At 71.6% G+C, this 14,131-nt stretch carries 8 protein-coding genes; 3 read left to right on the forward strand and 5 right to left on the reverse strand.

The window, feature by feature from the left end; translation table 11 throughout:
- Positions 1-106: 106 nt before the first annotated feature.
- The 3 genes from ACVV2G_RS11795 to ACVV2G_RS11805 all read right to left on the reverse strand — a co-directional run bounded on the left by ACVV2G_RS11795 (position 107) and on the right by ACVV2G_RS11805 (position 6,939).
- Positions 107-5,062, reverse strand: coding sequence for an NAD-glutamate dehydrogenase (locus ACVV2G_RS11795; protein WP_453842600.1), 4,956 nt, complete (start codon positions 5,060-5,062; stop codon positions 107-109).
- A gap of 632 nt (positions 5,063-5,694) precedes the next feature.
- Positions 5,695-6,366 (reverse strand): HAD family hydrolase, encoded by a 672-nt coding sequence (locus ACVV2G_RS11800; protein WP_453842601.1) that lies wholly within the window; start codon positions 6,364-6,366, stop codon positions 5,695-5,697.
- 57 nt (positions 6,367-6,423) lie between these two features.
- Positions 6,424-6,939 (reverse strand): DUF6912 family protein, encoded by a 516-nt coding sequence (locus ACVV2G_RS11805; RefSeq protein ID WP_453842602.1) that lies wholly within the window; start codon positions 6,937-6,939, stop codon positions 6,424-6,426.
- A 329-nt stretch (positions 6,940-7,268) separates the two neighbouring features.
- Between ACVV2G_RS11805 and ACVV2G_RS11810 the strand changes: the two genes are divergently transcribed.
- Positions 7,269-8,000, forward strand: coding sequence for an Rv3235 family protein (locus ACVV2G_RS11810; RefSeq protein WP_453842603.1), 732 nt, complete (start codon positions 7,269-7,271; stop codon positions 7,998-8,000).
- A gap of 102 nt (positions 8,001-8,102) precedes the next feature.
- Here the strand turns inward: ACVV2G_RS11810 and secA are convergent, their stop codons facing one another.
- A complete protein-coding gene (secA, locus tag ACVV2G_RS11815; protein ID WP_453842604.1) occupies positions 8,103-10,949 on the reverse strand; it encodes a preprotein translocase subunit SecA in 2,847 nt (948 codons plus the stop codon).
- A 270-nt stretch (positions 10,950-11,219) separates the two neighbouring features.
- Here secA and ACVV2G_RS11820 point away from each other — a divergent pair, with 270 nt between their 5' ends.
- Together ACVV2G_RS11820 and ACVV2G_RS11825 are read left to right on the forward strand one after the other, a co-directional pair.
- Positions 11,220-11,786 (forward strand): GNAT family N-acetyltransferase, encoded by a 567-nt coding sequence (locus ACVV2G_RS11820; RefSeq protein ID WP_453842605.1) that lies wholly within the window; start codon positions 11,220-11,222, stop codon positions 11,784-11,786.
- 237 nt (positions 11,787-12,023) lie between these two features.
- Positions 12,024-13,199, forward strand: coding sequence for a winged helix-turn-helix domain-containing protein (locus ACVV2G_RS11825; RefSeq protein WP_453842606.1), 1,176 nt, complete (start codon positions 12,024-12,026; stop codon positions 13,197-13,199).
- A 30-nt stretch (positions 13,200-13,229) separates the two neighbouring features.
- Here ACVV2G_RS11825 and ACVV2G_RS11830 read toward each other — a convergent pair whose 3' ends face one another.
- Positions 13,230-13,988 (reverse strand): response regulator, encoded by a 759-nt coding sequence (locus ACVV2G_RS11830; protein WP_453842607.1) that lies wholly within the window; start codon positions 13,986-13,988, stop codon positions 13,230-13,232.
- Positions 13,989-14,131 lie beyond the last annotated feature (143 nt).

Here is a 14,131-nt window from a genome sequence, read left to right on the forward strand (position 1 = left end):
GGCCGGTGAGAGGCCGGGGCGGCTCCGAGGTGGGGCCGGGGCGGGGCCGCCCACGCGAAGGTGCCCCGGGCCACGACGGCCCGGGGCACCTCACACGGCCGCGCCGTCAGGCATGCGTGCGCAGCAGCGTCCGCATCGTCCGCATCGCGACCGACAGGTTGGAGAGGTCGAAGTCCTCCGAGTTGTGGATCTCCTCCAGCGTGGTGCGCGCCCGGCCGAGGATCGCCGCGTTCTTCTCCTCCCACGCCTTGAACCGCTGCTCGGGCGTCGACGTGCCGTTGCCCGCCGCCAGCACGTCGGCGGTGAGCGAGGCGTGCGCCGCGTAGAGGTCCTCGCGGATCGCCGCGCGGGCCATGGACTGCCAGCGGTCGGTACGGGGCAGGTCGCTGATCCGGTCCATCAGCTGGGTGACGCTCAGCCGGTCGGCGAGGTCGTAGTACACCTCGGCGACCTCCAGCGGCTCCTTGCCCGTGCGGTCGGCCACCGACACGATGTCCAGCGTCGCGAAGGCCGAGGAGAACCCGGCCACCCGCGTGGCCGGCTCGTCCGGGACACCGGCGTCGGTCAGCTCGTCGTAGATGTGCTGGTACCACTCCGCGTCCGCGCCGCGCAGCAGCTTCGGCAGCTGCGCCCAGACCTGCTCCACGCGCTCGGCGAAGAAGCCGACCGTCTCGGCGAGCTCCAGCGGCTGCGGCCGGTTGTTGAGCAGCCAGCGCGTGCCGCGCTCGACCAGGCGGCGCGAGTGCAGCCGGATGCGGGTCTGCACACCGGCCTGGGCCCTGTTGTCCAGGGCCTCCACCGCGTCCCACACCGGGGAGGAGCGGAAGATCTCCCGGGCCGCGGTCTGCGCCCGCACGATCTCCTCCAGCGACGCGCCGGTCTCCTCGCGCATCCGGTGCAGGTACGTCGTACCGCCCGTGTTGACCGTGTCGTTGACCAGGACGGTCGTCGTGATCTCGCGGCGCAGCGGGTGGCCGTCGATCCGCTCCGGGAACTGCTCGCGCAGCGCCGTCGGGAAGTAGGAGTGCAGCAGGGCCTTGAGGTAGGGGTCGTCGGGCAGCGAGGTGTGCAGCAGTTCCTCGGCGACCGTGATCTTCGTGTACGCCAGCAGCACCGCGGTCTCCGGGCCGGTCAGCCCCTGCCCGGCGCCGAGGCGCTCGCGGATCTGGCGGTCGGTGGGCAGGAACTCCAGGGCCCGGTTGAGGTGCCCCTCCCGGACCAGGTGACGCATGAAGCGCTGCTGTGCGTGGAGCATGTCCTTGGACTGCGCCAGGGCGTTGGCGATCGCCGTGTTCTGCGCGTAGTTGTTGCGCAGGACCAGCGTGCCGACCTCGTCGGTCATCTCGGCGAGCAGCTTGTTGCGCTGCTTGACGGTCATGTCGCCGTCCTTGACGAGACCGTTGAGCAGGATCTTGATGTTCACCTCGTGGTCGGAGGTGTCCACGCCCGCGCTGTTGTCGATGGCGTCGGTGTTGATCCGGCCGCCGTGCAGCGCGAACTCGATCCGGCCCAGCTGGGTCAGGCCGAGGTTGCCGCCCTCGCCGACGACCCGCGCCCGCAGGTCCTTGCCGTCGACGCGGATGGCGTCGTTGCCCTTGTCGCCGACGTCGCCGTCGGACTCGGTGGACGCCTTGACGTACGTGCCGATGCCGCCGTTCCACAGCAGGTCCACCGGCGCCGACAGGATCGCCTTCATCAGGTCGGCCGGGGTCATCTTCGTGATGCCGGCCTCGATGCCGAGGGCCTCGCGGAGGTGTGCGTTGACCGGGATCGACTTGGCCGTGCGCGGGAAGATGCCGCCGCCCGCCGAGAGCAGCGCGGTGTCGTACTCCTCCCACGAGGAGCGCGGCAGGTCGAACAGGCGGCGGCGCTCGGCGTACGAGGTGGCCGCGTCCGGCGTCGGGTCGACGAAGATGTGCCGGTGGTCGAAGGCGGCGACCAGGCGGATGTGCTCGGACAGCAGCATGCCGTTGCCGAACACGTCGCCGGACATGTCGCCGATGCCGACGACCGTGAAGTCCTGGGTCTGGGTGTCCACGCCCAGCTCCCGGAAGTGCCGCTTGACGGACTCCCAGGCGCCGCGGGCGGTGATGCCCATGCCCTTGTGGTCGTAGCCCGCCGAACCGCCGGAGGCGAAGGCGTCACCGAGCCAGAAGTTGTAGGACTCGGCGACCTCGTTGGCGATGTCCGAGAACTTCGCGGTGCCCTTGTCGGCGGCGACGACGAGGTAGGTGTCGTCCTCGTCGTGCCGGACGACGTCGGCGGGCGGGACCACTTCGCCCGCGACCATGTTGTCGGTGATGTCGAGCAGCGCCGAGATGAAGGTCCGGTAGCTGGCGATGCCCTCGGCCATCCAGGCGTCGCGGTCGGCGTTCGGGTCGGGCAGCTGCTTGGCGACGAAGCCGCCCTTGGCGCCGACCGGCACGATGACGGTGTTCTTCACCATCTGCGCCTTGACCAGGCCGAGGATCTCGGTGCGGAAGTCCTCCCGGCGGTCCGACCAGCGCAGACCGCCGCGGGCGACCTTGCCGAAGCGCAGGTGCACGCCCTCGACGCGCGGCGAGTACACCCAGATCTCGAACGCCGGACGCGGCGCGGGCAGGTCCGGGATGGCCTGCGGGTCGAACTTCATGGAGACGTAGTCGTGCGGCGTGCCGTCGCTCGCCTTCTGGAAGAAGTTCGTCCGCAGCGTCGCCTTGATGACGGTGAGGAAGGAGCGCAGGATCCGGTCCTCGTCGAGGCTCGCCACCTGGTCGAGGGCCGCGTCGACCTCTTCGAGCAGGGCGTCGACGATCTCGCGTCCGGCGCGCTGGCGCTCGGGCGCCATCCGCGCCTCGAACAGGGAGACGAGCAGACGCGTGGTGTGGACGTTGTTGCGGAGGGTGTCCTCCATGTAGTCCTGGCTGAACGTCGAACCGGCCTGCCGCAGGTACTTGGCGTACGCGCGCAGCACCATCGCCTGCCGCCAGGTCAGCCCGGCGCTGAGCACCAGGGCGTTGAAGCCGTCGTTCTCCGCCTGGCCGGTCCAGGTCGCGGCGAAGGCGTCCTGGAAGCGCTCGCGGGCGTCGTCGCCGAGGTAGTCGGCACCGCCGGCCACCGACTTCGGCATCCGCAGGCCGAAGTCGTAGATCCAGGCCGTCGTGCGGTCCGAGCAGCGCAGCTCGTACGGCCGCTCGTCGGTGACCTCGACGCCGAGCCGGCTGAGCACCGGCAGCACGGCGGACAGGGAGACCGAGCCGCCCTTCTGGAAGATCTTGAAGCGGCGCTCCTCGGGCACCGCGCCCACCGGCTCGTACAGGCTCAGCGCGAAGGTCCTGTCCTCGTCGAGCCGCTCCAGGTGGCCCAGGTCGGCGACCGCGGAGCGCGGGCCGTGGTCCGCCTTGTACCCCTCGGGGAAGGCGCCGCCGTACCGGCGCAGCAGCTCGGCGGAGCGCTCCTCGCCCGTCTCGGCGTTGAGCGCCTCGGCGAACCCGTCGGCCCAGGAGCGGGCGGCCTCGACGAGGCGGGCCTCGATGCGCTCCCGGTCGGCGTCGGACAGCTCCGGCAGCTCGGTGCCCTGCGGGACCCGGACCACAAAGTGCAGCCGGGACAGGATCGACTCGGTGTTCCAGGCCGTGAAGTCGACGCTGGTACCGCCGAGCTCCTCCTTGAGGATGTCGATGATCCGCAGCCGGACCCCGGTCGTGTAGCGGTCCCGGGGGAGGTAGACGAGGGCGGAGTAGTAGCGGCCGTACTCGTCCTGCCGCAGGTAGAGCCTGAGCCGGCGCCGCTCCTGGAGGTAGAGCACGGAGGTGACGATCGGCTCCAGCTCCTCGACCGGCATCTGGAACAACTCGTCGCGCGGGTACGTCTCCAGGATCTGCAGCAGGTCCCGCCCGTCGTGGCTGTTGGGCGAGAAGCCGGCCCGCTCCAGCACCTCCTCCACCTTGCGCCGCACGACCGGCACCCGGCGGACGGACTCGGTGTAGGCGGCGGAGGAGAACAGTCCGAGGAAGCGCCGCTCGCCGACGACGTTGCCCTGCTCGTCGAACCTCTTGACGCCGACGTAGTCCAGGTACGACGGCCGGTGCACGGTGGCCCGGCTGTTGGCCTTGGTCAACACCAGCAGCCGGTGCTCGCGGGCCTTGGCCCGGGCGTCGGCCGGGAGCCGTTCGAAGGACGGGCTGACCGGGTGGCTCTCGTCGACGGCGTGGTGCGGGTCGGAGCGCAGGATGCCGAGGCCGGTACCGGGGACGGCGGCCAGGGAGTCGTCCCCGCGCAGCTGGTACTCGCGGTAGCCGAGGAAGGTGAAGTGGTCGTCGGCCAGCCAGCGCAGCAGCTCGCGTGCCTCCTCCAGCTCCCGCGGGGGGAGGTCGCCGGGCGCGGGCTCCGCGGGCAGCTCCTCCGCGATGCGGAGGGCCGCGTCCCGCATCTTGCCCCAGTCCTCGACGGTCTCGCGGACGTCGTTGAGGATGCGCAGCAGGTCGGCGGTGATCTGCTTCAGGTCGCCGCGGTCGGTCTCGCGGTCGATCTCGACGTGGATCCAGGACTCGACGTGCGCGTCGTGCGGCAGGTCGTCGGAGGGTCCCGCGGTGAGCACCTCGACGAGCTTGCCGGTGACGTCGCGGCGCACCACGATCAACGGATGCACGACGACGTGGATGCCGCGGCCCTGGCGGGTCAGCTCATTGGTCACGGAGTCGACGAGGAAGGGCATGTCGTCCGTGACCACCTCGACGACGGTGTGGCTGCACGTCCAGCCGTTCTCCTCGACCGTCGGGGTGTGCACCCGCACGTTCGCCGTGCCCTGCGGGCGGTGCTCCGCCAGCCGGTAGTGGGAGACGGCGGCTCCGAAGACGTCGACCGGGTCGCGGTCGGTCAGGTCCTCCGGGGCGGTGTGCCGGTAGTAACGCCTGAGGAACGCGAACACGGATGCGTGGTCCGGGGCCGGGGTGCCCGGGGTGTCCGGGGAGCCCTCGTCCGTCGTCCCAGTCGGTAGGTGCCCCCCGACCGGGCTGTTCTCAGCTACCCGCGCAGCCCTTTCGAGCAGCTCGGCCTTGGCTTCGTCCAGCTTGGTCTGCATTGTCCTCTGGCTCCTGTCGCGCGCCGTTGCGTGACGTAGAAGGAAGTACGGTCTCCTGCCTTCCGGCATGACGTCGGGACACGGGGTGTCCACTCTGTTCCGACGCTATGCCGCAAGGCGAGAGGAGCGGGGGTATATCAGCCAATGTCGCCGCACTCGCCTGATGTGACATCGCTCTCGCCGCCACCGTCCGGGGAGTGTGCGGCACCGCGCCGGGGGCCTTCGACGCCCCGTCCCGCCCGCGAAGACCAGCGACCGCCGCCCGGACACGGATGTCGTCCGTGCGTGCCGGGCGCAGGGCAGGGGCGCCGGTGCCCCCGCGAGCTATCGCGCTGATCACGCCACAAGGCTATCGCCCCTCGCGGGGCCCCCGTCACGAGCCGCGTGTGTACAAAAGCGGGGGTGGAACTTCGACGTTCTGCACAGATACGCCGCTGCCGGGCACGGCCGCGACCGTGCGCACCCCGCCCTGTACCGCTGCGCCCGCCGCACGGCCGGCGGCGCCACCGCACCGGCCCAACCCCACGCGTGCCACACCCGGCCTCATCCCCCGCCCGTACACCGGCGCCGGGCCGGCGCCGCCGGCGCACCGGCCGAGCCTCGCGCCGGTCCAACCTCGCGCCGGCCGAGCCTCACGCGGCCAGCCGTTCCGCCTCCGCCACGGCTTCCCGCAAGGTGTCCACCACCGGCACCCCGGCCCCTTCGAGGCTGGCCCGGCTGTGCGACCCGCCGGTGTAGAGCACCGCCCGCGCCCCGACGTGCCCCGCGGCCACCGCGTCGTCGGCGGCGTCCCCGATCACCACCGTACGGGCGGGCTCCACCCCGGCCAGCGCCAGCTCCGCGAGGTGGCGCACCATGTGCTCGGCCTTGCTGCCCCCGGACGGCCCGATCCGCCCGTCGATGCGCAGGAAGTGCGTCTCGATGCCGAAGTCCCGCACCAGCGGGACCAGCTCGTCGTGGCCGTACATGCTGAGGATCGACTGACTGCGCCCCGCGGAACGCCAGCCCGCGAGCAGCTCCGCCACCCCTTCGGCGAGACCGCACCGCACCCGGTGCTCGACGTAGTGGCGGTGGAAGGTCGCGTCCATGACCTCCCACTCGGCTGCGGTGGGCAGCCGCCCCGTCAGCCGCTCGTAGAACCTCGGCACCGGCACGCAGTACAGCGCCCGGTACTGCTCCAGCGTGATCGGCGACAGCCCCAGTTCGGCGAAGGCCGCGTTGGTCGCTCCGATGATCGCGTCGTTGTCGTGGAACAGCGTCCCGTTCCAGTCCCAGACGATGTGCGCGCCTGTCTGCATCCCCATGCCGAGAACGTACCCGCCGCCACTGACAGTCAAGGCGGCGGCCTCGATGCCGGGCCGTCAGCCGCGGGCTTCCACCAGGTTCGGGATCTCCTGCGTCGCGTACCACAGCAGCTCGTGGTCCTCCGCCCCGTCCACGACGAACCGGGCGTCGTCGTCCCCGCCGTCCGCCGCCGCGAGGGCCCCGGCCGCGGCGGCCACGTCCGCCTCCGCGTCGGCGGAGTCGACGTGCACGGAGGCCGCCTCGGCCAGCGGCAGCGGCCCGGCGACCCGCACCTCGCCCAGGGCCCCCGGCTCGCGCCCCGGGCCCGGGTCGGCCGCGACCGCGCCGTCGGGTACGTCGGCGGCGACCACGACCCGGCGGCGCGGCACGCCGGCATCGGCCGCCAGCAGCCGCAGCGAGGCCAGCGCGGCGCGGTTCAGAGCGGCGTACTCCAGCTCCTCGATGTCGTCCGAGAGGTACCACTCGCGCAGCGCCGGTGTGACGGCGTACGCGACGAGCCGTCCGGTCGCCAGCTGTCCCGACCCGTGCGCCTCGGCGAGACCGGAGAGGGTCAGGGGGACGTAGACGCGCATGTGACGGCCGCTTTCCTGGTCGGGTCCACCGAGGCACCGGATGGCCTGGGAGGGCGTGGAAGAGCCTTCAGGATACGTCCGGGTGTCCCCTTTCGAGTTCCCACCCGTGACGCCCGACACGTCCATCCCCGTCCCCGGAACTCACCCGGTGCACCCGCTCCGTCCCGGGCCTTCCCCTCACCCGGGTCACTCGGATAGGTGAACCCTCCGACCCCTCGACACGGCCGTCCTCCGCCTTGCCGTCGTGCCCCGCCGCCCCGTACAAGGTCCCCGACCACTAAGTTACTGCCCGGTATCACCTCGCCCGGGCCACCGAACGGGGAGTCTCGATGCACAAGGTCATGACCAGGACCCAGCTCCGCCCGGCCGGCACGTCCCTTCGCGCGCCGGACGGCCCGCCCGCCGGCGCCCCGCCCCGCAGGCCCGGCGGCGACCCCGCGGCCCCCGGTGGCGTACCGCCCCGCAGGCCCGGTGGCAGCGCCGTACGGGCCGCGGCGCCCGGCGGCCGTCCGCCGGGCTCCCCGGGCAGGCCCCAGCGGGCCCGTACGAGGCCGGCGGACACCCGCCCGCCCACGACCGGTCCGGGCCGGACCGGCAGGACGAGCCCCCGTACGGCGGCGAACACCCCCGTGACCGCCCCCGCCCCACCGGTCCCCCGGCAGGCCGCCACGGCCCCGCCGGGGGCTCTCGTACCCGTCCAGACCCCGCGCCGCCCCGTCGCGCAGCTCCGCCCCACCGACCGCTTCGCCGAGCTGCTCCTCAACGTGCTCAGCGGACGCCGCCCCGTCCACTCGATGCTCCGCCACACCGCCGGGCGCGCCTACGACGAACTGGCGGACCTCGCCGAACGCGGCCCCCTGCGCACCCGCGGCGCGCACCCCGTCGTCCGCGACATCGGCTATTTCGAGCCCCGGCCGGGCGCGCTGGAGGTCTTCGCCCGCATCGGCGCGGGCGACCAGCTCCGTGCCATGGCCTTCCGCCTGGAGCAGGGCCGGGACCTGCGCTGGCGCTGCACGGCGGTGGAACTGGGCGGTCCCCGCAGGCCGCAGACGGACGACTGACCGGTCCCGCCCCGGACGCCGAAGGGCCGGGCACCCGCGGGTGCCCGGCCCTGCACCGGTGCGGCGCCCGCAGGCACCGCACCGCCTCTCACTTCCGTGCCGTCACTTCTTGCGGCGGCGTCCGCCCTTGGCCTGCTTGCGGCGCTCCGCGCGCGTGAGCCCGTCGGACTGCGGCTGCGCGGGCTCGCCGTCGGTGGTGAAGTCGCCCTCGACGACACCGCCCTCGCCGTCCACGGTCGGCGCGGAGAAGTGCAGGCCCCGGCGCTGCGGGGCGTCGAGCCCCTTGGCGCGGATCTCCGGCCGGGCACCGGCCTGGGCCGGGACCCCGTCCTGCGCGCCCTTCTCCAGCGACGGCGCCGCGTCCTCGACCGGAACCTCCTCGACCTGCTGCTCGACCTGGACCTCCAGGTTGAACAGGTAGCCGACGGACTCCTCCTTGATGCCCTCCATCATGGCCTGGAACATGTCGAAGCCCTCGCGCTGGTACTCGACCAGCGGGTCCTTCTGCGCCATCGCGCGCAGGCCGATGCCCTCCTGGAGGTAGTCCATCTCGTAGAGGTGCTCGCGCCACTTGCGGTCCAGGACCGAGAGGACGACGCGCCGCTCCAGCTCACGCATGATCTCGGAGCCGAGCTGCGCCTCACGCGCCTCGTACTGCTCCTGGATGTCGTCCTTGATGGACTCCCCGATGTAGTCGGCGGTCAGCCCGGCCCGGTCGCCCGCCGCCTCCTCCAGCTCCTCGACGGTGACCTTCACCGGGTAGAGCTGCTTGAAGGCGCCCCACAGCCGGTCGAGGTCCCAGTCCTCCGGGAAGCCCTCGGCGGTCTCGGCCTGCACGTACGCGTCGATCGTGTCGTTCATGAAGTGCTGGATCTGCTCCTGCAGGTCCTCGCCCTCCAGAACGCGGCGCCGCTCGCCGTAGATGACCTCGCGCTGCCGGTTGAGCACCTCGTCGTACTTCAGGACGTTCTTGCGGGTCTCGAAGTTCTGCGTCTCGACCTGCGACTGGGCGGACGCGATCGCGCGCGTGACCATCTTGTTCTCGATGGGCACGTCGTCCGGGACGTTCGCCATCGACATCACGCGTTCGACCATCTGGGCCTTGAACAGCCGCATGAGGTCGTCGCCGAGGGAGAGGTAGAAGCGGGACTCGCCGGGGTCGCCCTGGCGGCCGGAGCGACCGCGCAGCTGGTTGTCGATGCGGCGCGACTCGTGCCGCTCGGTGCCCAGCACGTAGAGGCCGCCGAGTTCCTTGACCTCCTCGAACTCCGCCTTGACCGCCTGCTCGGCCCGTTCGAGGGCCCCGGGCAGGGCCGCGGCCCACTCCTCGATGTGCTCCTCGGGGTCCAGGCCGCGCTGGCGCAGCTCCGCCTCCGCGAGGTCCTCCGGGTTGCCGCCGAGCTTGATGTCCGTACCACGGCCGGCCATGTTGGTGGCGACCGTCACGGAACCCTTGCGGCCGGCCTGGGCGACGATCGTCGCCTCGCGGTCGTGCTGCTTGGCGTTCAGCACCTCGTGCTGGACGCCCCGCTTGCTGAGCTGCTGCGAGAGGTACTCGGACTTCTCGACCGAGGTGGTGCCGACGAGGATCGGCTGCCCCTTGCGGTGCTTCTCCTCGATGTCGTCGACGACCGCCTCGAACTTCGCGACCTCGGTGCGGTAGATCAGGTCCGACTGGTCCTTGCGGACCATCGGCCGGTTGGTCGGGATGGGCACCACGCCGAGCTTGTAGATCTGGTGGAACTCGGCGGCCTCGGTCATCGCCGTACCGGTCATGCCGGACAGGCCCGGCAGTTCCTTGCCGTTGTGGTCGTGGCGCTTGTAGAGGCGGAAGAAGTTCTGGAGCGTGATCGTGGCGAGCGTCTGGTTCTCGTCCTTGATGTCCACCCCTTCCTTCGCCTCGATCGCCTGGTGCATGCCCTCGTTGTAGCGGCGGCCGGCGAGGATACGGCCGGTGTGCTCGTCGACGATCATGACCTCGCCGTCGAGGACGACGTAGTCCTTGTCCTTCTTGAAGAGTTCCTTGGCCTTGATGGCGTTGTTCAGGTAGCCGACCAAGGGGGTGTTCACCGACTCGTAGAGGTTGTCGATGCCCAGCCAGTCCTCGACCTTGGCGACGCCCGACTCGTGGATGGCGACGGTGCGCTTCTTCTCGTCGACCTCGTAGTCGCCGGTCTCCTCGATGCCCTTCAGGGTGTTGCCGGCCTCGCCCCTCTTCAGGCGCGTGACCAGCTTGGCGAAGTCGCCGTACCACTTGGTGGCCTGGTCGGCCGGGCCGGAGATGATCAGCGGCGTACGGGCCTCGTCCACCAGGATGGAGTCGACCTCGTCGACGATGGCGAAGTTGTGGCCGCGCTGGACGAGCTCGTCCTTGGACCAGGCCATGTTGTCGCGGAGGTAGTCGAAGCCGAACTCGTTGTTCGTGCCGTAGGTGATGTCGCAGCCGTACATCTCGCGGCGCTGGGCCGGCGTCTGGTTGGCGAGGATGCAGCCGACGTTCAGGCCCAGGAACTTGTGGACGCGGCCCATCATCTCGGAGTCGCGCTCGGCCAGGTAGTCGTTGACCGTGACGATGTGGACGCCCTCGCCGGACAGGGCGTTGAGATAGGCGGGCAGCGTGCCGACGAGGGTCTTGCCCTCACCGGTCTTCATCTCGGCCACGTACCCCATGTGCAGGGCCGCGCCGCCCATCATCTGCACGTCGTAGTGCCGCTGGCCCAGGACGCGCTTGGCGGCCTCCCGGACGGTGGCGAAGGCTTCGGGAAGCAGGTCGTCCAGGCTCTCACCATCGGCGTAGCGCTGCTTGTACTCATCGGTGAGCGCCCGCAGCTCGGCGTCGGAGAGGTCGACGAAGTCCTCTTCGATGGAGTTGACCTGGTCCGCGATGCGGTGCAGCTTGCGCAGGATCTTGCCTTCGCCTGCACGCATGATCTTCGAGAGGACGGACACGGGGGTTGGTCTCCTTGCCGGTCGGGCCTGGGACGGTCGTTTTCCTGTGACGTACTGAGCAACGGCCATCGTATGCGAGGACCCCGCCGCCCCGGGAGCCTGCTGTAACGGGGACCGTGTGCCGCGTCCGGCTTCCGGTCCGCCGTCACCGGGTTCAACGCCCGGGCCCCGCGGATGGTGCCGCGCCGACGCACCGGGCGGTAAGTGACCGTTCGTTCACACGGGGCGAAAGGATGGCGCCCCGCACGGAGCGCCGCGCAGAATCGGCCGATGGAACCCCTCACGCTCGCCACCGGCCGCCTCGTCCTGCGCACGGTCGGCCACCAGGACACCGGCTCCGTGTACGCCGCCTGCCAGGACCCCGACATCCAGCGCTGGACCACGGTCCCCTCGCCCTACCGTCCGGAGCACGCGCGGGGCTTCACGGAGCGGATCGTCCCCGACGGCTGGGCGAACGACTCCATGTACACCTTCGGCCTCTTCCTCCCGGCCGGTGACCTGGCGGGCATGCTCGCCGTCACGACGCTCTCCCCGGGAGCGGGCGAGATCGGGTTCTGGCAAGCCAAGGAGCACCGCGGTCGCGGCTACGTCACCGAAGCCGTCGTCGCCGTCTCCCGCTGGGCCTTCACCGACCGCGCCATCGACCGCCTGGAGTGGCGCGCCGAGGTCGGCAACACGGCCTCCCGCGCGGTGGCCCAGCGCGCGGGCTTCACCATGGAGGGCACGCTGCGCTCCGCGATCGGCAACAAAGGCGTACGCCGCGACTGCTGGATCGGCTCCCTCCTCCCCGGCGACCTCGGCCTCCCGTCGACGGCCCCGTACCTGCCGGCGCCCTAGTCACCCCCGTACCTGCCGGCACCCCTGCGCTCCGCACCTGCCGGCACCCTGGCCGCCCCCACCGCTCGGCCGCGGGCGGTCGTGCCCCTCGGCCGCGGGCACCGGTGGCGCCCGTCCCCGGTGCCCGGACGGCCCGGACGGCCCGGACGGCCCTGGGAGGCACCGGGGACGGCCGGCGACCGCCCCCGCGTACGGCGCACGCCCCACTGTCAGACCCACCCCCTATCGTGCGGACCTATGACGACCCTCCCGCCCCCCGCCACGGACCTGTCCGCGGACGAGGCCCGCCGCCTCGTCCTCCGCGCACAGGGCTTCCTCGGCGCCCCCGACCGGCGCGGAGGCGTCCGCGGTGTCCTGCGTCGTCTCGGCGCGGTGCAGCTCGACACCATCTCGGTCCTCGCCCGCTCCCACGAGCTCATTCCCTACGCGCGCCTGGGCGCGGTGGGCCGCGGGACGGTCGAGTCGGCCTACTGGACGGACACGCACGCCTTCGAGTACTGGTCCCACGCCGCCTGCATCCTCCCCATCGAGGAGTGGCCCCACTTCGCCTTCCGGCGCCGCGCCTACCGCAGCCGCCCGCACTGGAACCACGACCTCCCCGACGGCACCTACGACCAGGTCATCGAGCAGCTGCGCACCGAGGGCCCCCTCACCGCGACGGACCTGGGCGGCGCCAAGAGGACCAGCGAGTGGTGGGACTGGTCGGGCACGAAGGTCGCCGTCGAACGCGCGCTCATGTACGGCGAGGTGGTGTGCGTCGAGCGCCGCGGCTGGAAGCGGGTGTACGACCTGGCCGAGCGCGCGGTCCCGGCCGCGCTGCTGCACGACGACCTGGACGACACCGCCTGCCTGCGCCGCCTGGTCCGCCTGGCCGGCCGGTCCCTGGGCGTCGGCACCCGCGCGGACATCGCGGACTACCACCGCCTCAAGGGCGAGCAGGTCGACGCCGTGATCGCCGACTCGGGCCTCGTCCCGGTCACCGTCGAGGGCTGGGGACGGCCGGCCTGGGCGGACCCCGCGGCCCTGGAGACGCCGCCGCGCGGCCGGCACCGCACGACGCTGCTCTCGCCCTTCGACTCCCTGGTCTGGGAGCGCGCGCGCACGGAGCGGATCTTCGGGTTCACGCACCGCCTGGAGGCCTACGTGCCCAAGCAGAAGCGGGTGCACGGCTACTTCGCGATGCCGGTCCTGGCCGGCGGCCGGCTCGTCGGCCGCGTGGACCCGGCGCGTGAGGGACGCACCCTGGTCGCCCGGCAGGTCACGCTGGACGGCCCGAAGGCGGCCCCGGCGGTGGCCCAGGCTCTGGTCGAGGCGGCGGGCTGGGTGGACTGCGCGGACGTGCGCGTGGAGCGGGTCGACGCACCGGACCTGCGCGAGCCGCTCACCAGGGAGCTGGTCCGGCTGCTCGCCTGACCGGCCCCGCCGGGCGCCGGGGTCCGCCCGTCACCGGATTTCGAGGATCTTCTCCCGCATCGCGTAGACCACGGCCTCCATCCTGGAGTGCAATTGCAGTTTCTCCAGGATGTTGCGGACGTGGTTCTTCACGGTGTTCTCGGAGATGAACAGTTCCTTGGCGATGTCCCGGTTGTTCATTCCCGTGGCGACGAGTTTGAGGACCTCCAGCTCGCGGTCCGTGAGCCGGGGCGCGGGCACCAGCCGGCGTTCGTCGGTCCGCTGGATCATCGACTTGAACTCGGTGAGCAGTTTCGACGCCATGGAGGGACTGATCTGCGACTGCCCGTCGGCCACCGCGCGAATCGCGGTGGCGACCTCGTCCGTCGAGATCTCCTTGAGCAGGTAACCGGTCGCGCCCGCCTTGATCGCGTCGTAGAGGTCGGCCTCCTCGTCGCTGATCGTCAGCATGATGATCTTGGCGCTGGGGGCGACCTCCTTGATGGAGGTGCAGGCCTCGATCCCGCCCCGCTTGGGCATCCGGACATCCATCAGGATGATGTCCGGCAGCAGGTCGGCGGCCTTCTCCACGGCCTCGGCACCGTCCCCGGCCTCTCCGACGACCTGGATGTCCTCCTCGGCCGCGAGCACGATCTCCAGACCGCGACGGAACAGGGCGTGGTCGTCCACGACCAGGACCCTGATCGGCTCCTTGCGCGCGGAGCCCGCGTCCGGACCCATGCCGTCGACGCCGTCGTCGGTTCCGTCGTCGACGCTCTCGTCCCGCATCGGTCCGAAAGTGTCCGCCATCGTTCCTCCCCCTGAAGGCTGTGGCCCGAGGTCCTGAGCCATCGCCAACCCAGAGCAACGACCCACCGGTTGGGCCGTTGCCGCCATGATTCCATGCCCGGCCGTCACCGGGGTGACGAGCGGCGCCGCGAGGGGGTCGCAAG

This window comes from Streptomyces sp. JK94 (assembly GCF_053613315.1).